This window comes from Acetobacter musti, assembly GCF_011516835.1.
GTDB classification, from domain to species: Bacteria; Pseudomonadota; Alphaproteobacteria; order Acetobacterales; family Acetobacteraceae; genus Acetobacter; species Acetobacter musti.
Genome location: NZ_WOTB01000001.1, coordinates 133302 through 152837, shown reverse-complemented (window position 1 = coordinate 152837; position 19536 = coordinate 133302). Strand labels below are relative to the sequence as shown.

Below are 19536 nucleotides of genomic sequence, written 5' to 3'. Positions count from 1 at the left end.
AACGACCGGCCCAAGAGCGCGGCATGACTTCCGCTCCGTGCATAAGAGATTGCCCCCTTTGCCTGTTTGCGAGATGATGGCCGGTATGCGGTGGTGCTTTCTCCGACGTCTGGTATTCGTTATCGTTGGTCTTGCCTTTATGGGCGCGGCCACCGTGCAGGCTATGCCGCCGCAGAATGCCGAGCAGGCCACGAGCCTGGATGCGGCCATGCCATGCTGTGATGGGTCGGTCTCGATGCATCCCGCCGGAACGACCGCACCGTTCAAGGGCATGACGCCGGAGTGCCTGAAAACCATGCAGTGCCTCGGCGTGCCTGATCGCCCAACGCAGGCCGCGGCGATCGGAAGCCCGGTCCGCTACAGCATGATCGCCTATAGCCTTGCCGAACGTGTTCCTGTCGGCCGCTCGCCCGAGCCGCTTTCCTTCCCTCCCAGAACCGCCTGATCCCACCGGCGCCGTGACGGCGTTGGTTTCCGCACGTCCTGCGTTCAGGAGCGCGCGTATTCGCGCGTCCTGACCGCAACCGGACGTCGATCAGCGCTCTATCCCCGGATTTCCGGGGCGGGAAGGATTCCATTATCATGCGTACATATCTGATCGCGGGTGCGTTGGCGCTCGCCTCCTGCGTCGTCGTGACCGGTGCCTTTGTGTCACCGACATTCGCGGCAGCGACGGATTATCGTTTCGAGGCTGCCGGCAAGCAGGCACATCTGAGCGGTGACAAGGCTGTCATGATCGTGCGGCTTGTGCATGTGCCCGACGGCAAGCCGGTCATGGACGCCGTCATCTTCGAGAGCAAGGCCGACATGAGCCCCATGGGCATGGCGACGATGACCTCGCCCACGACCATCGAGCCGGCGTCAGGCGATGGGCTCTATCGTATCGACCTCGATGCCGGTGCTCCCGGCCCGTGGGCGATCACGCTCGCGGCCAAGGTGCAGGGTGAAACCGAGACGGTGCGCGGTTCCGTTGTTGTCACGCTGGAGAAATAGCATGGCAACCCGGCGGAACCGTGACGCGGCGGGGCGCCTGCTCCTGGCTGCGGCTGCTCTTATCGTTTCATCCGGGGCTGCTCGTGCGGCTGAAGGGCCGCCGGGTGCCACCGTAGAGAGCCTGCTCGCGCTCGGCGAGCGCCTGAACCCCGCGGTGCGGGCCGCCGGACTCGATACGACCGCCGCTGCGGCCCAGGCGGAAGCGGCCGGTGCGCTGGACGATCCGGTGCTGACGGAGAATTACCAGAATTATCACTCCGGCGGCCTGTTCAGCATGAACTTCATCACGATCTCGCAAACTTTCCCGCTCTGGGGAAAGCGGGATCTGCGTCATCGTGCGGCGCTGTCCGAGGTGGACGCGGCGCGCGGCCGGGAGCGGGCCGCCCAGGACGAACTCGACGCGCAGATCAAAATTGCCTTCGCGCGCTATTACGCTTTTACCCGCGCGCTGGTGGTCAACCGGCAGATCCAGACGCTCGCCCGCAAGATGCGGCAGGCGACCATGGTGCGCTACGGCCAGGGCGACGGTGCCCAATCGGGCGTGATCCAGGCCCAGGAGGAGGAGACGAACACCGTCATCGAGGCGAGCCGGCTGGAGGCCGAGCGAGAGTCCGCCGCCGCCCAACTGAATGCGCTGCTGGCCCGCCCCCCGGGCGCCCCATTGGCCGAGCCCATGCGGCTACGTCCGATCCCAGCGGTTCTGCCGCGCGTGGAGAGCTTGCTCGACCGGGCGCGCAGCGGGAATGGCGCCGTCCATGCGAACAGCGCGGCAATCGACGAGGCGGAAAGCCGGAGACGGCTGGCCGAGCGGGCCTGGTATCCCGATGTGACGGTCGGCGGCGGCCCGGTCGTGCAGACCAATGCCCCGACGGGGTTCAGCGCCATGGTCTCGCTGAGCATCCCCGTGCAGTTCGGTGCCAAGCGCGCCGACGAAGACGCGCAGACCGCGCGCCTTGATGCCGCCGAGCGCCGTCGCGACGGAACGATGGCGACCATCCAGGCAGCCTTGGCCGAAGCCTTGGCCCGCCTCAAGGCGGCGCGCGATGTGGAGAGCCTCCTCCGTCGCCAGCGTATGCCGCAGGCGGACGCGCTCTCGCGGACGACGCTGGCCAGCTACAGCCAGGGGCATGGCGATCTCGCGGCAGCGATCGCGGCGGAACATCAGATGCACGACACCGAGCTGGAGCTTCTCCGGACCGAGACCGACGAACAGACGGAACTGGCCACCATCGAGCGCCTGATCGGGGGTGATCTGTGAAGGTGCGTCTTCTGTCCCTGGTCCTGGCGTTGCTCCCGCTTTCGACCGCTACGCCAGGACCGGCGACGGCGACTGACCGAACGCCACTCTATTACCAGGATCCGGACGGCAAGCCCGCCTATTCCGCCAATCCGAAGAAGACGTCGGAGGGTCGGGATTATGTTCCGGTCTATGCTGACGGGTCACAGGGGTCTGGTGCCGCGTCCTCGCGATCCTCCGGTCCCTCGGCCCGGTCGGCGGATCGTGGCCGGGTGCTATTTTATCGCAATCCCATGGGGCTGCCCGACACTTCGCCGGTGCCGAAGAAAGATGCCATGGGGATGGCGTACCTCCCTGTCTATGAGAACGAGATCCGGGATGCGGGAACGGTTTTTGTGCCGCCCGGTCGTTTGCAGATCCTCGGCGTGCGGACTTCCGTTGCCGCAGTGCAGCCGGTGCTGAACCGCAGCGTGCATGCCACCGGCATTGCCCAGTTCGATGAACGGCGCATCGCCTTGGTGACAAGCAGGGTCGGCGGCTGGGTCGAGCATCTCGATATCGCTGCCACAGGCGATCCTGTCTGGCGTGGCCAGGTCATGGCCGAAATCTACGCGCCGGATCTGGTTGCATCCGAGCAGGAATATCTGATTGCCACCAGTTTGGACCCGGCTATGGCAACGGCCGCGCTGGAGCGCCTGCGCTCTCTTGGGGCGCCTGAGACCGAAATCGCGCGGCTGCGACGCACCCGGCATGCCGTGCGGCACATCCCGGTCGTTGCGCCGGCGGACGGGGTCGTGACCGAAAAGATGGCGGTGGAGGGCGCGCGCGTCGGGCCGGATCAACCGCTGTACCGGACGGCGGCGACCGCACCGATCTGGCTGATTGCCGAAGTGCAGGAGCAGGATCTGGGCGCGGTGCGGGTCGGTCAGCAGGCGCACGCCAGCCTTGTCGCCTTTCCCGGTCGTCGCTTCGACGGAACCGTCGATTTCCTCTATCCGAGCGTCTCCACCGAGACGCGAACCGGACGTATCCGGATCGTGTTGCCGAATGCGGATAGTGTGCTGCGGGCAGGCATGTATGCCGATATCGCGATCGATGTCCCTGCGTCCATGGCGGGGCCGGTGCTGGTCGTGCCGTCCTCGTCGGTTATCGACAGCGGCACCCGTCAGGTTGTGCTGGTCGAAACGGGGGAGGGCCGTTTTGCACCCCGTTCGGTGCGCGTCGGCGCGCGTGGCAATGACGAGGCTCAGATCCTGGATGGCCTGAAGGCGGGGGAAAGCGTGGTGGTCGGCGCCAACTTTCTGATCGATTCCGAAAGTAATCTGCGCGCCGCCCTACAGGCCTTTACCGTGCCGGACAGCAAGCCTGCCCGGGCAGGGAGTGCCGGTCGATGATTGCCAGAATCATTGCGGTGTCGGCGCGTAACCCGCTGCTGGTGATACTGGGAACGTTGTTCCTCGTGGGGGCTGGTGTCTGGGCGGTGATGAACACGCCGCTCGATGCCATTCCCGATCTCTCGGACACGCAGGTGATCGTCTATACCGACTATCCCGGCCAGGCGCCGCAGGTCGTCGAGGATCAGGTCACCTATCCCTTGACCACGGCGTTGCTGGCGGTGCCGCATTCGAAAGTGGTGCGCGGTTTTTCGACGTTCGGCACGTCGTTCGTCTACGTCGTCTTCGACGACGGTACCGATCTCTACTGGGCGCGTTCGCGCGTGCTGGAATATCTCAATTTCGCGCAGAAGCGCCTGCCCGCGGGTGTCACGCCGTCGCTGGGGCCGGATGCAACCGGTGTCGGCTGGGTCTACGAATATGTCGTCCAGGGTAAACAGCGCACGCTGGCGGAATTGCGCAGCCTGCAGGATTGGGTGATCCGCTTTCAATTGACCAAGGCGTCCGGCGTCGCCGAGGTGGCCGCCATTGGCGGGTTCGAACGGCAATATCAGATCGTCGTCGATCCCCGGAAGCTCCAGGCCTACGGTATCCCGCTGTCGCGCGTGGGCGATGCGGTGCGGCAGGGCAATCAGGATGTCGGCGGTCGCACCATCGAGCTGACCGAAACGGAATATATGGTGCGCGGTCGGGGCTATGTGCGCGATGTCCGCGATCTGGAGCGGATCGTGCTGAAGGTCGACGCCGTCGGAACGCCAGTCACGGTGGGAGACGTCGCGCGCGTCGAACTCGGCCCCGACGAGCGGCGCGGCATCGCGGAACTGGACGGTGTGGGAGAGGCGGTCGGCGGCATCGTCGTCAAGCGCGACGGAGCGGATGCCTTGACGACGATCCGGAGCGTCAGGCAGCGGATCGCCGAGCTGCTGCCTAGCCTGCCGCCGGGCGTTTCCATTGTGCCGGTCTATGATCGCTCGGCCCTGATCCTGCGTGCCATCGCCACGCTCCGGCACACGCTGATCGAGGAGAGTCTCATCGTCTCCTTCGTCTGCGTCGTCTTCCTGCTGCACGTCCGCAGTGCGCTGGTCGCGATCGTGACCCTGCCTGTCGGCGTCCTGTTCGCTTTCCTGGCCATGCACATGATCGGTGTCGGGTCGAACATCATGAGTCTGGGCGGCATCGCCATCGCGCTCGGGGCGATGGTGGATGCGGCGATCGTGATGATCGAAAATGCGCACAAGCACGTGGAGCGGCTGGCGCCCGGTGAAGCGCGTGGCCCGGCGCTGCTGGCGGCGGCGAACGAGGTCGGGCCGTCGCTGTTCTTCAGCCTGCTGATCATCACCGTGTCCTTCCTGCCGGTGTTCGCCCTGGAGGGGCAGGAAGGACGATTGTTCAAGCCGCTCGCATACACAAAGACCTTTTCCATGGCGGGCGGCGCGCTGCTCGCGGTGACGCTGGTGCCGGTCCTGATGCTGGCCTTCGTGCGCGGCCGCATCCTTCCCGAAGCGCGTAATCCGATCAATCGCGTGCTGATCGCGCTCTATCGTCCCGTAATCCGCGTCGTGCTGCGGGGACCGGTCCTGCTCGTCCTCCTTGCGATCGGGATTGGCGCCGGTACGATCTATCCGGCGGCCCATCTGGGCAGCGAGTTCATGCCCGATCTGAACGAGGGGACATGGCTCTACATGCCGGTCACGCCGCCAGGTCTCTCGGTCACCAAGGCGGTCGAGCTGCTGCAGGGTCAGGACCGCATCATCAAGAGCTTTCCCGAGGTCCAGTCGGTGTTCGGCAAGGCCGGGCGCGCGGCGACGGCCACCGATCCGGCGCCCACGGAAATGTTCGAGACGGTGATCACTCTCAAGCCGCAAAGCGAATGGCCGGCCGGCATGACCCCGGACCAACTGAAGGCCGACATGAACCGGGCGCTTGACCTGCCGGGGGTGAGCAACGCGTGGACGCAGCCGATCCGCGCCCGCATCGACATGCTCGCCACGGGGATTCGTACCCCGGTGGGGGTGAAGGTGTTCGGGCCGGATCTGGGACAGCTCGCCAGAATTGCGGAACAGGTCGAGCAGGTCGTGCGCACCATTCCCGGAACCACCAGTGCGTTTGCCGAGCGCCTGGAGGGTGGCCACTATCTGGAGATTATACCCGACCGGAACGCGATCGCGCGCTATGGCCTGTCGGTCGACGATGTGATGCAGGTGGTGGCCACGGCGCTCGGCGGCCAGACGGTCACGACGACCGTGGAAGGGCGCGAGCGTTACGGCGTGAGCGTCCGCTACCCGCGTGACCTGCGCGATGACCCGCAGGCGATCGCCGAACAGGTGCTGCTGCCGACGCCGGGCGGGGCGATGATCCCGCTGGGGCAGGTGGCGGTGATCCGTCTCACCGGGGGACCGCCCTCGATCCGCACCGAGGATGCCCAGCTTGTCGCCTATGTCTATGTGGACCTGAACGGACGCGATATCGGCGGCTACGTCAACGACGCGGCCCGCGCCGTGCGCGAGCGGGTTACGCTCCCGCAGGGATACCGCGTCGCGTGGAGCGGCCAGTTTGAATATATGCAGCACGCCATGGCGCGGCTGAAGCTGGTCGTGCCGGCAACGCTGGTTCTGATCTTCGTGCTGCTCTATCTCAATTTCGGACGGATCACGGAGACGCTGATCGTGCTGCTGTCGGTGCCGTTTGCGCTGGTCGGTGGGATCTGGCTGACCTGGTGGTTGGGCTACAATGTCAGTGTCGCTGTCGTGGTGGGGTTCATCGCCCTCGCGGGTGTCGCGTCCGAGACGGGCGTGATCATGCTGATCTATCTCGACAATGCCTTGGCAGACGTCAGCGGCAGGGCCCAGGCCGAAGGGCGCGCACTGACGCGCGCGGACTTGAGGGCTGCGATCATGCACGGCGCGGTGGAGCGCGTGCGGCCGAAAATGATGACGGTCACGGCGATCATGGCGGGCCTTGTGCCCATCCTGTGGAGCGCCGGCACCGGGTCCGAGGTCATGCGCCGGATCGCGGCCCCCATGGTGGGCGGCATGGTCTCGTCGACCGTGCTGACCCTGCTGGTTATTCCGGCGCTCTATGCTCTCGTGAAGGGATGGCGGCTGTCGCGTGGGTAAACATGGCAGACGTGTCGGCATATAATAGGGCATTATCTCCATGCCGTCTTCCGCCCTCATCCTGATCATAGAATGAAGACCTTCAAGTTTTCTACAAACGGACATCCTGTGTTGGCGACGCAAGCCAGGCCGCCAGTTGCCGGACCATGGATCTCGCGACACGGCCCGCCCCCAGCAGGGTGGCGCATGCGGGGCCGCACCAGGAGCCATAACCCAGCAGCCAGAGACGTGGCTCCCTGATGGCCTGCTGGCCGTCAACGCGGATCAGCCCGTCCGGCTCGATCACGTCGAGCGGCGCAAATGCACCAAGCGCGGGTCGGAAGCCGGTACACCAGATGATCGCGTCAATGGCCTCTTCCTGGCCATCGGGCCAGACGACGCCCGTAGCCGTCATCCGCACAAACGGGCGCACCGCGTGGAGCGCGCCTCGCTCCCTGGCGGCGCGCACGGGTGGTACCATGACGATATCGCCAAAGCCGCCAGTGGGCATGGCCGACGGGCCGCCGAGAACGCGAGCGGTCGCCCGCTCGAACAGGACTCGTCCGTCCACGTCATCGGGCAGGAAGACGGGATCATGCAGCGTGACCCATGTTGCCTGGGCGACAAGCGACAGTTCCGCCATAATCTGCGCACCGGAGTTGCCCCCGCCCAGCACGAGCACACGGCGACCGGCAAAGGGTACCGCGTTGTGGTAATGGGAGGAGTGGATTTGCGCTCCCGCAAACAACCCTTGGCCCGGATAATCGGGGATGAAGGGCGCAGACCATGTGCCGGTGGCGCCGATGACCGCGCGGCTTAGGAAATCACCCACGCTGGTGCTGACATTCAGGAATTTCTGGTCAGTGCGTTCCACACGTCCGACCATTACGGGGCGGTGGATCGGCGGCGCATAGCGCGCTTCGTAGCGGTGCAGATAGTCAAGCACCTCGTCGCGGGTGGGGTAGCTGCCATCCGGCGTGTCGGGCATCGGCCAGCCGGGGAGAGAACTGTAGGACGCGGGCGAGAACAGATGCAGGGAGTCCCAGCCATGCACCCATGCACCACCTGCCTGGGTCCCGTTATCGAGAATGACGTAACGCAGTCCGGTCCGTCGTAGAAAATACGACGCGGCGAGGGCCGCCTGACCGCCCCCCACGATCACGACATCGAACTGCTCGCCCATTGCCCGGCTCACAGGCTTTCCGGGAGACGGAATTCCGTCTTCCGTTCGCTATAGCGGTCCACGAGGTAGTCGGCCCGGTCGCGCAGCAGCCATGTGAACTTCATCAGTTCCTCCATGACATCTACCATCCGGTCATAGAGGGGGGACGGCTTCATGCGGTCATCGTCACCGAACTGCGTATAGGCCATTGGCACGCTGGACTGGTTGGGGATGGTGAACATCCGCATCCATCGGCCCAGAACCCGCAGGGCATTGACGGAATTGAAGCTTTGCGATCCGCCTGAGACCTGCATGACCGCCAGCGTGCGGCCCTGCGTCGGACGGATCGAGCCTTCGGACAATGGCAACCAGTCGATCTGGTTTTTGAACACAGCGGTTATGTTGCCGTGCCGTTCGGGGCTGCACCAGACCTGGCCTTCCGACCAGATCGACAGTTCCCGCAGTTCCTGCACTTTCGGATGCGTGGCAGGCACGGAATCCGCTATCGGCAGGCCGGTCGGGTCGAACACCCGTGTCTCGGCCCCCAGCACCTTCAGGATGCGTTCCGCCTCAAGCACCAGCAACCGACTGAAGGATCGGGGACGCAAAGAGCCGTAGAGCAGCAGGATACGCGGCGGATGGTCCACACGCGGTTGCGGTTCGAGCCGCGCGAGATCGACCCGTTCAAGATATTCGGGGTGCAGGGCTGGCAGGTCAGGAGCGGTCATATATATCGGTCCTTTCTTGTATTACGGGTGGCTGATCAGGGGCAGCCACAGGGCCAGCGCCGCGAGTGTTGCCAGCAGGACGGGCGGCGTAATCGCCAGTCCAACTTTCATATACTGCCCCCATGTGACCCGATGGTTCTTGGATGCCAGCACATGCAGCCACAGCAGTGTTGCGAGACTACCAATCGGCGTGAATTTTGGCCCGAGGTCGCAGCCGATGACGTTGGCATAGATCATCAGGTCGCGTGTCAGCGGCGTGATGTCGTGAGCCTGCTGGATCGCCAGCGCCCCGACCAGCACACTCGGCATATTGTTCATGATGGACGACAGAACAGCCGCCAGAAAGCCGGTGCCGATGGTGGCCGTGAACGTCCCTTGATGACCGAGCCAGACCAGTGCGGTCGCAAGGTAGTCAGTCAGCCCGGCATTGCGCAGCCCGTAGACCACCAGATACATGCCCAGGGAGAAGATCACGATCTGCCACGGGGCACCCCGCAGCACCTTGCGAACAGGGATCACCCGGCCATACCCGGCGACGAGCAACAGGGTTCCGGCGGCCAGGCAGGCTACGACACAGACCGGGATATGAAACGGCGCGGTCAGGAAATAGGCCGCCAGTACGAGGGCCAGTAGCGGAAATGCCGCCCGGAACACATGGGGGTCACGAATGGCCGTGGCAGGTGCGGGCAGTTCGGCGACGGGATAGGTCGCAGGCACCTGCCGCCGGTACCACAGCCACAAGACGGCCAGCGTTGCACCAAGTGCTACCAGATCGACAGGGACCATGATCGCGGCATAGCGATCGAACGCAATGCCAAAGAAATTGGCGCTGACGATGTTCACCAGGTTGGAGATGACGAGCGGCAGGCTGGTGGTATCCGCGACGAAGCCAGTGGCGATAATAAAGGCCAGCGCCGCAGCAGGACTGAGGCGAAGCTGCGTGAGGATGGCGATGACGATGGGCGTCAGCAGCAGGGCCGCGCCGTCATTGGCGAACACAGCCGCAATGGCCGCTCCCAGCACCACGATCAGCGGGAACAGCGTACGGCCTCGCCCTTTGCCCCAGCGCACGACGTGCAGGGCGGCCCAATGGAAGAATCCGGCCTCATCCAGCAACAGCGAGATGACGATCAGCGCGATGAAGGTGAAGGTCGCGTCCCAGACGATGTGCCACACGACAGGAATGTCGTGCCAGTGGATCACACCAGCCGCCAGGGCCACGGCGGCACCTGCCATTGCGCTCCAGCCGATACCCAGCCCCCGAGGCTGCCAGATGACAAAAACGAGCGTGACAACGAAAATCAGAAGCGCCAGCATCAGACGATCCGCTTGCCGGATTCATCGACGATCTTCTCGCCGTCTTCTTTGACGAAAGCGCCTCGCTGCGGGTTGGGCAGGATGTCCAGAACTGCCTCGGACGGACGGCAGAGTGCCGCACCCAGCGGGGTGACGACGATGGGCCGGTTGATCAGGATTGGATGCGCCATCATGGCGTCGATTAGGTCGTCATCGCTCAGGGCCGGATTATCGAGGCCAAGCTCATCATAGGGCGTGCCCTTGCGCCGCAGGAGATCGCGAACCGAGATCCCCATGCGCGTGATCAGACTGACCAGTTCGGCGCGCGATGGCGGTGTTTTGAGATATTCGATGATGGTTGGCTCGATCCCCGCATTTCGGATCAGGGCAAGCGTATTGCGCGATGTGCCGCAATTCGGGTTATGATAGATTGTGACGCCAGTTGGCTCGGTGCCAATGTCGCGCAATTTCGTCACCAAACTGGCAGTCTCAAGCTTGGCCAGCGGCAATGCGACAAGCAGGGAAATACGATTCTTCAGACCCTTGAACGCCGAGACGAACGCTCGCTCCCGGTCGGCATCGGTTCCCGAAACATTACTCGGATCGGGAATGCCCCAATGGGCCGTGATGGGTTTCCCCGGCCATACCGGACAGACTTCTCCAGCAGCGTCATCGCAGACGGTAAAAACGAAATCCATAACGGGAGCGTTCGCAACAGCAAACTCATCCCAGGGCTTGGAACGCAGTCCCTCGGTCGGGTAGTCGAAGCTCGCCAGCACTTTCAAGGCGAGAGGATTGACCTGCCCCTTGGGATGGCTACCGGCGGAGAAGACCCTGAAATGGCCAGCACCATCCTTGCGAAGGATGCTCTCGGCCAAAATCGAACGTGCGGAATTACCCGTACACAGAAACAACACATTGAAGACGCGATCGGTCATTGGGGGGTTCACTCGGATGGGCAGCAGGACGACAGTTCTGCAACCAGTGGCTCACAAAGTTCAGGGCTTTGCCCGCAGCAGTCCTTGACGAGAAACAGCATCAGTTCCCGCAGGCGCGGTAGGCAGGCACGATAGACAATCACACGGCTATGGCGCTGCGAGGTCAGCAGGCCGGCACGGGTCAGAGTGGCGAGGTGGGCCGAGATCGTGTTCTGCGGGACATCGAGATGCCGCGCGACGTCTCCGGCCGGCAGCCCGTTCGGTTCATGGCGCACCAGCAGGCGGAATATCTCCAACCGCGTGGATTGCGACAGTGCGCTCAGGGCCAACAGGGTCGATTCGGTATCCATATATCCTTACTCGTGGATATATAGAATATTGTCAATTCCCTTTCGCCCGATGGGCCGTTCCTGTCGCCGGATTGTGCAGTGTCATTGCCGATTTCCGATTGGCTGCTTTCCCGACATATTGGCCGTGTCGGTCGTTCATCATTCTCTATATCCACTGACGAACCGAGCGTCGGCAACTTCCTTTCCCTCGGCGGGTCTATCTTCAATCCAGGGGAATTTAACTGTCCTTATCGCCACGACGACTATAGCCCGAGCCCCCGGTTCCGGGTGAAGCTCCAGTCGATCCCGCCATCGTCGCGTGCGACGCCGGAGACGTGCTGGCCCCGCTGCTTCTCCAGCGACGGCGTCCATGGCACGAGCTGGAACTGGAGGCCGTCATCGATCATCGCATAGCGGCCGGAGGCCAGGGCCATGCGTTGCCGATACGTGCCGGTGACATACTCGCCCGATGCCGACTGACTGAACGTCCGGCCCGTCTCAGCGGCGAGCCGCTCTCCCACTTCGTGAAGCTCGCGGTCCCTGAGTTTCCCGATCAGGTTGCGCGCCAGGATCACCCCCTGCGTCCGGCGTTCGGCAAGACCCTGCTCAATCAGTTGCTCGGTCCGCCGCTCCATCGCCTCATGCACTTCGGCACCGAACCCCGCCTGCCCCAATGCAACAGGGTCGCGCGCCACTGCCTGCCGGTCGAGCCAGGTAGCCCCGCGCGCCGTCACCTGATCCTCGATCGACAGGTCGGAACGGACGGCCAGCGCCACGCGACGCTGCCCCTTCCTGTCATCGAAGGCGCGAAGCTCCACGACCGACCCCATGCTGCCATCACCGGTCGCGTCGAGATCGGGAAAACGGATATGATGCGTGCGGCCATCCACGCCGTCGATGACGGCGTAGGCCGTGCCTTTCAGCTCGTCGTCCAGCCCCCGATCGACCAGCCTGCCGACGACAGGAACGTCGAGGCTTTCACCCGCCAGGACGTAGCTCGATGTGCTCCGCTCGATCCCGCGCTCCGTCAGCGAGCGGTGGATACGCTTGATGATGTCGCCGCGCTCCCCGAACTCGCGGAGCGTCGCCTCGGCGGATTCATCCAGCATCCATTGTCCCTGACCGACCTGATGGGCGAGACCGAGCCCCTCCAGGTGGCGCAGGCGCCCGACCTTCAGGGCCTCGAACGGATCAGGCTGCCGATCCGGCGCTGGCGCCATGTCGATGATGCCGTTGCGGCCCGCATCGCGGGCGAGTTGCCGGTCGAGCTGGGTCCAGTGCTCGGCGCCGACCTGGCGTTCGAGGGCACGATGGATTTCGACGTCATTGCGTAGCCCGAGTTCCTGCGTCACCAGATCCTGGGCACGGGCGCGCAGGCCCTCCCGGATATAATCGCGGGAGATCACGAGGTCGCTGCCATCCTCGGCTACGCCCCGCACGAGGATGTGGACACGGGAATGCTGGGTGTTCCAGTGATCCACCCCCACCCAGTCCAGCTTCGTGCCGAGGTCTTTTTCCATCTGCCCGACCAGTTCGCGGGCATAGCCCTTGAGGTCGGCCATGTCGGGCGCGTCCTCGGGTGAGATGATGAAACGGAAATGGTGGCGATCATCCTCGCAGCGCTCGGCGAACGCCTTCGGGTCGGCATCGTCGATGCCAGGACCGAAGAGCCGCGCCTTCTCGCCGTCCTTCGTCACCCCTTCCCGGCGCAGGTAACGCAGATGGGCGGCGAGCGGCGCCTTGCGCCCGCTGTGGCGCACGACACGGGCCTTGACGGTCACGCGGCGGACACGGCTGGTCAGCAGACGATTGGCCCTGGCTGCTGCGACGCGGCCACGCCCGAAGGACGAGCGGGAACCGCCGCCGCTGCGGCCCGATCGGAAGCCACCGCCTCCGGCACGCTGGGCCGAGGCGAGGGCCTGGGCGACGAAGGGCTTGAGCCGCTGGGCGCGGGGCGAGCGGATGCGGCCCAGACGGGGCTGGAAATCATTCTCGCGGGCCATTGGCGCCCCCAATGTGCGAAAAAGACAGGTGCAACAAGGAAAAGTAGGGTCGGCAAACATTGGCGGAGAGGGAGAAACATTGTGTAGGAAAGGAAAAAACGCTGGAAAACCAACACCCCAACCGAGGCGCAATGTGCGCCCTTTTATCTCGCCTCTCCTTTGCCCAGACCCAGTGCGGTCCCTGATCCCTGCTACGATCCGTCATGAGAAACGCTGGACCACGCCGGACCACGATTATGCGCTGACCTGCGACCGGCTGCGAATGGGCGGTAAGGAGAGGCGGATTCGGCATGGTCATGGTGCCGACTCCCTGTCAGAAACCGTCACGAACAGGCCAGCGGAGTGCGGTGCAATAGGCAACAGATCGCGTGCGGTGATGTTGGCAGACGCATCGTTCGCGCGTGCGAAAAAGATCGGCGCGCGTCTCCAGGCCAGGGGATCGGGACGCGCCGCCGGAAGCGGTATTGCGTCACCGTTCTGGCCGAGAAGAGGCAGAAGACCGGCGACATAGGCGAGGGTTTCGGGCGGCAGCGGACGTTGCCGATCGCGGAAGTCCTCGTAGCGTCCCGGTCCGGCATTATAGGCTGCGAGAAACCCCGGTGATCCGTAGCGATCGTGCATCTCGCGCAGATACGCGGCACCCGCGAGAATGTTGTCATGCACATCGAATGGATCAGTTCCCAGCCCATAGCGGACACGCAGGTCGGCCCAGGTCGCGGGCATGATCTGCATGAGGCCGAGCGCGCCTTTCGACGAAATCGCACTGGTATCACCGCCGCTTTCAGCACGCATCACCGCCCGTATCCAGGTGGTAGGAACGTCGAAACGGCGGACTGCCTCAGCGATTTGGGCAGCAAAAGAATCGGTGTCGGCGAGTGTCGAAACCGACGCCGCCCGTGTCTGGTCGGCAGCAGCTAATACGCCGATCGCGGTGATGCCGACAGCGAGGAAGAACGCGGGTCGCATCGTCTCAATCTCCTCTTTCGGCGCGCTTTGACGGGCGCGTCCAGTTCAGCACCCAGACCGCGCGGTCGTCGGCGGTGCGGAAGAGATTGGCCCGGATGGGCTGCGTGAAGGCGGGATCGTCGAGTGCTACGGCGACGTATTCACCGGCCCTCTCGCCGGTGCGTTTCCAGCCTGCGCCGACCTCCGGACCGTCGGCATCGGTGAGATGGATGCGATAATCCGGTGCATGTTCGGCGTCGGAAAAATCGGCCGGAATGAGGATAAGATCCTGCGTCACGGTAAGGGTGCGAATACGCCCGGCAAAGCCGGTTTTGGTGCGGGTGAAAAGACCGATCTGTGCCATCTTAGTGTCCTTTCGCGGATGGATTGGAGGATAAGGCGACGGCCTGGCCGCTCCCGGATGGAAGCCAGACCGGAGTGGCTCGGCCGATGACGGTGGAGAGGGGCAGCGCGCCAAAATATCGGCCATCGAGACTGCGTGGCTCGGCCGGATTCATGACGAAGACCTGGCCGGGATCGAGGTGTTGGCAACCCCGCCAGACGGGCAGCGGGCGACCACGATGATCGACGGATCGCGCGTCGCCAGCGAATTTTCCGTCGATGGTGATGCGTTGTCCGGTACGGCACACGAACTGCCCTGCGATGGCCGCTACAGGTTTGAGCAGGGGCACACCGAGAGGGAGGTAGCCGCGCGTCGCCAGCAGCATCGCCTCGCGCTCGGGCAGACGGACAGCGGCCAGATCGCCGACATGCGGCGCAGGGTCCGTGTGCAGCCGATAAAGCCCGACGGGCACGCTCGCCGTTTCGTTCCAGATCAGCCGGGGCATAGGATGCAGGGCCAGCGAAACGCCCACACCGAGCACCGCGAAATAGGTGGCGAAGAACCAGCCACGCCGGGTCATGACGTCACCTGCCGCCGCTTGAGCCAGGCTGCGTGCTGCTCGCGCGTGTAGCTGCGGGGCTCATGTCCGGCAGTGATGCGATGGTGGAGATGCCGCCAGTAATCGGGCGCGGCATCCGCCGGGTCGATGCCCAGCGCGTCAACAGCGTCGATCGCCCGAAGCACGCGCTCGACCCTCGGCCAGCTATCGACACGCAGGAGGATTTCGCCACCGGGACGCACAAATGGCAGAGTCTGGAATGGACTTCCTGCTTCCACCGCCCGCACGATGTCCACGCGGGAGACCGTGGCTCCCAGATCGTTCGACGCCCAGCGGACGAAGGCGAAGATGCTGCCCGGCGCGAAACTGGAAATGCGGCGGCGACCATCAAGGATCTGTTCGTCAACGCGGTGGCCGAAGCGCAACCAGTGCTCGATACGCTTCTCGATCCAGGTCAGTTCGACATGGGTCAGCGACGCCGCGCGGCGATGCGGCGGCGTAGAAAATCGTCCGTTCATGGCACGTCTCCGGGATTGTCAGGGAACTCACGGGCGAGCAGCGCGCGCAGCATGTCGGCGACGGTCATGCCGCGCTGGAACGCCGCGACCTTGATGCGGGCGCGCAGCGCCGGCGTGACGTCGATGGTCAGCCGGGCGGTGAAGTGGTTGGCAGCCGCAGGCTTGTCCGGCGCCTTGACCCAGCGTTCCGGGTCGGCGGGGCGCGACGCGAAGCCGGGTAGCGTGCGACGCTCTGTCATGGCGATATTCCCTCGCCGAGCGGCAGCACGGACGCGATACGGTCGCGCGCTTTCTGCGCCATGACAGGATCGATCTCGCAGCCGACATAGCGCCGACCGGCGAGCCGACAGGCGACGCCAGCAGCCCCCGAGCCGGCGAACCAGTCGCCCACCAGGCCACCCGGTGGGCAGCTCGTGCGGATCAGGATCTCCAGCAACGCCACCGGCTTCTCGGTCGGGTGGATGGCCCGGCCATGCGTATTACGGACCGGAATCACGGAGCGCATCAGGCGCGGGCCACCGTCCTCGCTGACGTAACGACCGGCATCGATCCGACCCATGTGGGGCGGCCGGTGTTTCCGTCGTACCGTGCGTGCCCGTGCGTCGGACGTGGTCGGAACCACGTTGTAGACGGCGCGCCAGGGCGTATCGTCGCGATAGAACTGGACGATCAGTTCATGCACGCGCCGGAACCGATCGGCATGGAAGCTGGAACCGTTCTGCTTCTCCCAGACCAGTTCCTGGGCATATTTCCAGCCCGCATTCCGAAATGCCGCGTTGGATGCAAGGAAACTCCGCAGGGAGCCGAAAACCCAGAGCGAGCCGCTGGGTTTCAGGGCAGCGAGCGCCTTGCCGGGCCAATCCGCTATGCGCCGGTCCCATGCGAGCGACGTATCGCCATAGGGGGGATCGACCAGGATCATGTCGTAGGGGCCGTGCCAGGGCATCAGGAGCGCGCTGTCGCCGGTCAGCAGGGTCATGACACCAGCCCCCCAATCTCGGCTGTCAGTGCGGCGATTTCGCGGGCGGCAATCCCCTGCGGGCGCAAGTCGCAGACCAGGCGGCCGGTGCGCGCCATGTCGGCGAACGCGACCCGCTGGCCGATCCGCGCTGCCAGCGCCGCCGGCTCATGCCCCACCAGCGCCAGCCGGGTTTCGCGGGCGATCACCGTGCGCGCGGCGCAGCGGTTCAGCACGAAACGGGCCAGCAGACCGGGACGGAAGAGCCGCGCTTCCGCCAGCAGCCGCAGCATTTCGGCCGAGGCCCAGCCGTCGAACGGCGAAGGCTGCACCGGGATCAGCACCAGATCGGCCGCCAGCAGGGCGGAGCGCAGCAGCGCCGCCACCCGAGGCGGACCGTCGATGACGACGTGATCCACCCCCTGAGCCAGTTCCGGCGCCTCGTGATGCAGCGTGTCGCGCGCCAGGCCGATCACGCCGAACAGGCGGGGCAGTCCCTCCCGTGCGCGCTGCGCCGACCAGTCCAGCGCCGAGCCCTGCGGGTCGGCATCGATGACCGTCACGCGCCGGCCTTCCCGAGCCCATTGGCCCGCGAGATGCAGCGCCAGCGTCGTCTTGCCGACGCCGCCCTTCTGGTTGAGGAGGGCCACGATCATGGCCCGTCTCCGCGTGCTTTTGGGCCGGAAACGGAGGGACCAGGGCCGTTATCCGCAAGGCGGCCCGCCCCATCAACATAAGAGTTAGATTCTAAGTTAGATAAGTTAAGGGCCGGAATCGCCGTTTCAGGCCAAAGACTTAGCTGCGATTCGTGCGTGCGAAGTCCCGATAGTCCTGCGTGTGATGTCCCGATAAGGGTTGCGTGTGAAATCCCGATACCATTCACATGGTTATCCACAGGAATTGTGGATAAGTCGGCCGGCAGGATGCGGAGCAATTCGCGCGCGCCGTCGCGCTCGATGCCCAGGCGATAGCCGGGCAACGACTGGCGGGCGGCGATATGCCGGATCTGGATGGCGAAATCCGAGACACGCACCAGGCTGCCGGATTTCGCATGCAGATGGGCGATCTCGAAGGTCCAGCCCGCACGCTGGCGGCCAGCATGCTTGCGGGCGATGCGATAGAGCCAGCGTTCGATGCCGCCGGTGAGGCGGAAATAGGCCGGGTCGATGGCAAGCACGAGCGAGCGGTCGATCACGCCGCGATAGAACCATTCGGGAATGACGATCTCGACACCAGCGGCGCGGCCCGTCTGGCTGGCACAGATCTCCCATTCGGTGATCCAGGAGAACTGCTGACGGCGCCAGTTCTGGCCGTTGCGGATCGTAGTGGCGACCACGGTGGACTGGAGCCGGGTCAGTGCCGCCTTGAGTAGCCCATAATCCCGCGCTCCCGTCTGACGCCCGATACTGCTCAGAAGCTGATAGGGCGTGAAGCGCAGGAAGCGCGATGTCGTAAGACCAAGATTTTCCGCCTCGACGATCTGGCTGGCGGCCCAGATCAGCACATCGGCGTCCCAGATCGTCGCCATGCCATGGTCGGGCATGCCGAAGACTTCGACACGGACGTCACCGGCTTCATAGAAGATCGGCACCGTGCGCTTTGTCTTCGCGAGCGAGAAGAACGGTCGCTCCATCAGGTCGCGCTGATCGCGCGGGCTGGCATCCCCGCCGGAGACCACGAACGGGTCGAGCCTGTTGCGTTCGCTTGCGCGCCTGGAACGCGGAATACCCGGCGCGGCATTCATCGTGGGTCATGCCCGGCGGCACGCGCCGCGTCATAATTCGGGTCGGAGGTGGATTTGCACGCACCGGCGGCTGCCCATACGTCGAGGTCATCGATCAGATAGACGACGCGACCACCAAGCTTGCGGAACGTCGGTCCTGTACCGTGGCAGCGATATTTTTCCAGTGTGCGCGGCGAAAGTCCGAGAATTTGCGCAGCCTCATGGGTGCGCAGATAGCGCGCCGGTGAGGGCGTGGGTCTGTTGAGCATGATATGCCTCCGTCCGGTTTTGAAGCGTCGCGGCGAAGTCGCGGCGGATCGGGATGACGGTGGCGAAGAAAGCAGGCGTTGGGGGTGGACGAAGATTTTTCAGACTCAGTGTCCACCTTCGGCGGACCATGACGCGCGCAAGAGTTACCGTGCGCAGCCGGGCGCAGGCCAGCGTCGAAAAAATGGAGGGAAACAGCGCAGGAGAGCGAAAAACGGCTGATGCTATTTGCCGTGTAAGAAATCCAGGTAACCGCCGTTTACCCGGTTCTCTGCGTCCTGAATCAGGCGATCCGCAAAGCGCCGCGCCGCAGTGTTCTTCCACTCGATGGAAGGTAAAATCGCCTGCCATGAACGGCCGGCGGCTATGGCGACCTCACGTGGGCCGCCACCAATTTCCTGAATGTCGAAGGCGATCAGAAGCTGAATCTGCCGCGCACGCTGGAGCGGCGTGAGCTGGAGCGCGCGTGGAAGCAGGGCAACGCGGCTGCCACGCAGATGCCGGAAAAAGCGCAACGCCACGTCGAGACGAAGCTCGCCGGCAGCGTCCAGCGGCAGCAGCACGGCGGGGCGTTGCAAGGCCGAAGGGTCCAGAAGCCGAAGAAAGAGATCGCCAACCGCGTCGCCGATCGTAAGCCACCCGCCATCCGCATCGTCGTGACGGGCCAGGATATTCCCCAGCATGGCGGGTTCGATCGGGGTCACCGTCGCGAAACCCGAGGGTGCCGGCGTGAGAATCAGCGTGGCCGGGGAGACCTCGGGCCTCCAGACCATGCGGCCGCGGCGGGCGGGTTCATCGGGAGCATGGACAAAAGCCCAACCCCCAGCGTTCGGCGAACGCCGCGCGCTCTGCGGCGGCGTCCGTTGCCCGGCGGGCGATGCGTCGTTGCAGGCGGGCATACTCGCGACGGTACGTCGCGTTGCGGCGCAGGAACTCGACGGCGAAACCGGAACGGTCCAGAGTGCTGATACGGTCGCGTATTTCCTGTGAACGCCAGAAGGATGTCGGCATGGTGACCTCCCTGTCTGGCCCCTCATACGGCAAGGGG

General features: G+C 64.6%; 22 protein-coding genes and 1 pseudogene. 5 read left to right on the top strand and 18 right to left on the bottom strand.

Features of this window, described 5'->3' with window-relative positions; translation table 11 throughout:
* The first annotated feature begins 58 nt into the window (after positions 1-58).
* The 5 genes from GOB93_RS00690 (at position 59) to GOB93_RS00670 (ending at position 6740) form a co-directional block, all read left to right on the top strand.
* Positions 59-445, top strand: coding sequence for a hypothetical protein (locus GOB93_RS00690; RefSeq protein ID WP_173581638.1), 387 nt, complete (start codon positions 59-61; stop codon positions 443-445).
* Between the two features lie 137 nt (positions 446-582).
* Positions 583-993 (top strand): FixH family protein, encoded by a 411-nt coding sequence (locus tag GOB93_RS00685; RefSeq protein ID WP_010667677.1) that lies wholly within the window; start codon positions 583-585, stop codon positions 991-993.
* A 1-nt stretch (position 994) separates the two neighbouring features.
* Complete coding sequence (locus GOB93_RS00680) at positions 995-2251, top strand: TolC family protein (RefSeq protein WP_010667678.1); 1257 nt, start codon at positions 995-997, stop codon at positions 2249-2251.
* Positions 2248-3624 (top strand): efflux RND transporter periplasmic adaptor subunit, encoded by a 1377-nt coding sequence (locus GOB93_RS00675; RefSeq protein ID WP_010667679.1) that lies wholly within the window; start codon positions 2248-2250, stop codon positions 3622-3624. Before GOB93_RS00680 ends, GOB93_RS00675 begins: the two co-directional genes overlap by 4 nt.
* Positions 3621-6740: an efflux RND transporter permease subunit gene (locus GOB93_RS00670; RefSeq protein WP_018308116.1), complete on the top strand. Its 3120-nt coding sequence runs from the start codon at positions 3621-3623 to the stop codon at positions 6738-6740. The genes GOB93_RS00675 and GOB93_RS00670 overlap by 4 nt, the downstream gene beginning before the upstream one ends.
* Before the next feature lie 91 nt (positions 6741-6831).
* Here the strand turns inward: GOB93_RS00670 and GOB93_RS00665 are convergent, their stop codons facing one another.
* From GOB93_RS00665 to GOB93_RS00585, 18 genes and pseudogenes are all read right to left on the bottom strand, one after another.
* Positions 6832-7902, bottom strand: a complete 1071-nt coding sequence (locus GOB93_RS00665; protein ID WP_018308117.1) for an ArsO family NAD(P)H-dependent flavin-containing monooxygenase — start codon at positions 7900-7902, stop codon at positions 6832-6834.
* An 8-nt stretch (positions 7903-7910) separates the two neighbouring features.
* Entirely contained in the window at positions 7911-8609 is a 699-nt protein-coding gene (gene arsH / locus GOB93_RS00660; RefSeq protein WP_018308118.1) for an arsenical resistance protein ArsH, read from the bottom strand.
* Between the two features lie 21 nt (positions 8610-8630).
* Positions 8631-9926 carry an arsenic transporter gene (locus tag GOB93_RS00655; RefSeq protein ID WP_018308119.1) on the bottom strand — a complete coding sequence of 432 codons (1296 nt, stop codon included), beginning with the start codon at positions 9924-9926 and terminating at the stop codon, positions 8631-8633.
* A complete protein-coding gene (gene arsC, locus GOB93_RS21320; protein ID WP_029604264.1) occupies positions 9926-10363 on the bottom strand; it encodes an arsenate reductase (glutaredoxin) in 438 nt (145 codons plus the stop codon). Before arsC ends, GOB93_RS00655 begins: the two co-directional genes overlap by 1 nt.
* A 189-nt stretch (positions 10364-10552) precedes the next feature.
* Positions 10553-10843, bottom strand: a pseudogene (locus tag GOB93_RS22360) (arsenate reductase ArsC); the annotation flags it as partial.
* 8 nt (positions 10844-10851) lie between these two features.
* Complete coding sequence (locus tag GOB93_RS00645; RefSeq protein ID WP_018308121.1) at positions 10852-11193, bottom strand: ArsR/SmtB family transcription factor; 342 nt, start codon at positions 11191-11193, stop codon at positions 10852-10854.
* A 242-nt stretch (positions 11194-11435) separates the two neighbouring features.
* On the bottom strand, positions 11436-13175 hold the full coding sequence (locus GOB93_RS00640) for a relaxase/mobilization nuclease domain-containing protein (protein ID WP_173581637.1): 1740 nt from the start codon (positions 13173-13175) through the stop codon (positions 11436-11438).
* A 294-nt stretch (positions 13176-13469) separates the two neighbouring features.
* Complete coding sequence (locus GOB93_RS00635; RefSeq protein ID WP_173571172.1) at positions 13470-14141, bottom strand: lytic transglycosylase domain-containing protein; 672 nt, start codon at positions 14139-14141, stop codon at positions 13470-13472.
* A gap of 4 nt (positions 14142-14145) precedes the next feature.
* Positions 14146-14484 (bottom strand): DUF736 domain-containing protein, encoded by a 339-nt coding sequence (locus tag GOB93_RS00630; protein WP_023979785.1) that lies wholly within the window; start codon positions 14482-14484, stop codon positions 14146-14148.
* A gap of 1 nt (position 14485) precedes the next feature.
* Positions 14486-15043 carry a S26 family signal peptidase gene (locus GOB93_RS00625; RefSeq protein ID WP_023979784.1) on the bottom strand — a complete coding sequence of 186 codons (558 nt, stop codon included), beginning with the start codon at positions 15041-15043 and terminating at the stop codon, positions 14486-14488.
* Positions 15040-15540 (bottom strand): DUF2840 domain-containing protein, encoded by a 501-nt coding sequence (locus GOB93_RS00620; RefSeq protein ID WP_023979783.1) that lies wholly within the window; start codon positions 15538-15540, stop codon positions 15040-15042. The genes GOB93_RS00625 and GOB93_RS00620 overlap by 4 nt, the downstream gene beginning before the upstream one ends.
* Complete coding sequence (locus GOB93_RS00615) at positions 15537-15779, bottom strand: ribbon-helix-helix protein (protein ID WP_018308123.1); 243 nt, start codon at positions 15777-15779, stop codon at positions 15537-15539. The genes GOB93_RS00620 and GOB93_RS00615 overlap by 4 nt, the downstream gene beginning before the upstream one ends.
* Positions 15776-16519 (bottom strand): DNA-methyltransferase, encoded by a 744-nt coding sequence (locus tag GOB93_RS00610; protein WP_018308124.1) that lies wholly within the window; start codon positions 16517-16519, stop codon positions 15776-15778. The genes GOB93_RS00615 and GOB93_RS00610 overlap by 4 nt, the downstream gene beginning before the upstream one ends.
* A complete protein-coding gene (gene parA / locus GOB93_RS00605; protein WP_018308125.1) occupies positions 16516-17154 on the bottom strand; it encodes a ParA family partition ATPase in 639 nt (212 codons plus the stop codon). Before parA ends, GOB93_RS00610 begins: the two co-directional genes overlap by 4 nt.
* A complete protein-coding gene (locus tag GOB93_RS00600) occupies positions 17151-18242 on the bottom strand; it encodes a replication initiator protein A (protein WP_018308126.1) in 1092 nt (363 codons plus the stop codon). Before GOB93_RS00600 ends, parA begins: the two co-directional genes overlap by 4 nt.
* Positions 18239-18490, bottom strand: coding sequence for a helix-turn-helix transcriptional regulator (locus GOB93_RS00595; RefSeq protein ID WP_010668883.1), 252 nt, complete (start codon positions 18488-18490; stop codon positions 18239-18241). The genes GOB93_RS00600 and GOB93_RS00595 overlap by 4 nt, the downstream gene beginning before the upstream one ends.
* A 222-nt stretch (positions 18491-18712) precedes the next feature.
* On the bottom strand, positions 18713-19261 hold the full coding sequence (locus GOB93_RS00590; RefSeq protein WP_018308127.1) for a DUF2285 domain-containing protein: 549 nt from the start codon (positions 19259-19261) through the stop codon (positions 18713-18715).
* A gap of 19 nt (positions 19262-19280) precedes the next feature.
* The gene (locus GOB93_RS00585) at positions 19281-19499 is read right to left on the bottom strand and encodes a transcriptional regulator domain-containing protein (protein ID WP_010518331.1); all 219 of its coding nucleotides are present in this window, start codon (positions 19497-19499) and stop codon (positions 19281-19283) included.
* Positions 19500-19536: the final 37 nt, after the last annotated feature.

Excerpts from the sequence above, each read along its gene's own strand:
- GOB93_RS00600 (WP_018308126.1), bottom strand. The coding sequence starts at position 18,242 with ATGAATGCCGCGCCGGGTATTCCGCGTTCCAGGCGCGCAAGCGAACGC.
- GOB93_RS00670 (WP_018308116.1), top strand. The coding sequence starts at position 3,621 with ATGATTGCCAGAATCATTGCGGTGTCGGCGCGTAACCCGCTGCTGGTG.
- GOB93_RS00630 (WP_023979785.1), bottom strand. The coding sequence starts at position 14,484 with ATGGCACAGATCGGTCTTTTCACCCGCACCAAAACCGGCTTTGCCGGG.
- GOB93_RS00655 (WP_018308119.1), bottom strand. The coding sequence starts at position 9,926 with ATGCTGGCGCTTCTGATTTTCGTTGTCACGCTCGTTTTTGTCATCTGG.
- GOB93_RS00635 (WP_173571172.1), bottom strand. The coding sequence starts at position 14,141 with ATGCGACCCGCGTTCTTCCTCGCTGTCGGCATCACCGCGATCGGCGTA.
- GOB93_RS00685 (WP_010667677.1), top strand. The coding sequence starts at position 583 with ATGCGTACATATCTGATCGCGGGTGCGTTGGCGCTCGCCTCCTGCGTC.
- GOB93_RS00585 (WP_010518331.1), bottom strand. The coding sequence starts at position 19,499 with ATGCCGACATCCTTCTGGCGTTCACAGGAAATACGCGACCGTATCAGC.
- GOB93_RS00680 (WP_010667678.1), top strand. The coding sequence starts at position 995 with ATGGCAACCCGGCGGAACCGTGACGCGGCGGGGCGCCTGCTCCTGGCT.
- GOB93_RS00595 (WP_010668883.1), bottom strand. The coding sequence starts at position 18,490 with ATGCTCAACAGACCCACGCCCTCACCGGCGCGCTATCTGCGCACCCAT.
- arsH (WP_018308118.1), bottom strand. The coding sequence starts at position 8,609 with ATGACCGCTCCTGACCTGCCAGCCCTGCACCCCGAATATCTTGAACGG.
- GOB93_RS00590 (WP_018308127.1), bottom strand. The coding sequence starts at position 19,261 with ATGGTCTGGAGGCCCGAGGTCTCCCCGGCCACGCTGATTCTCACGCCG.
- GOB93_RS00620 (WP_023979783.1), bottom strand. The coding sequence starts at position 15,540 with ATGAACGGACGATTTTCTACGCCGCCGCATCGCCGCGCGGCGTCGCTG.
- GOB93_RS00610 (WP_018308124.1), bottom strand. The coding sequence starts at position 16,519 with ATGACCCTGCTGACCGGCGACAGCGCGCTCCTGATGCCCTGGCACGGC.
- GOB93_RS00615 (WP_018308123.1), bottom strand. The coding sequence starts at position 15,779 with ATGACAGAGCGTCGCACGCTACCCGGCTTCGCGTCGCGCCCCGCCGAC.
- GOB93_RS00665 (WP_018308117.1), bottom strand. The coding sequence starts at position 7,902 with ATGGGCGAGCAGTTCGATGTCGTGATCGTGGGGGGCGGTCAGGCGGCC.
- GOB93_RS00645 (WP_018308121.1), bottom strand. The coding sequence starts at position 11,193 with ATGGATACCGAATCGACCCTGTTGGCCCTGAGCGCACTGTCGCAATCC.
- GOB93_RS00625 (WP_023979784.1), bottom strand. The coding sequence starts at position 15,043 with ATGACCCGGCGTGGCTGGTTCTTCGCCACCTATTTCGCGGTGCTCGGT.
- GOB93_RS00640 (WP_173581637.1), bottom strand. The coding sequence starts at position 13,175 with ATGGCCCGCGAGAATGATTTCCAGCCCCGTCTGGGCCGCATCCGCTCG.
- parA (WP_018308125.1), bottom strand. The coding sequence starts at position 17,154 with ATGATCGTGGCCCTCCTCAACCAGAAGGGCGGCGTCGGCAAGACGACG.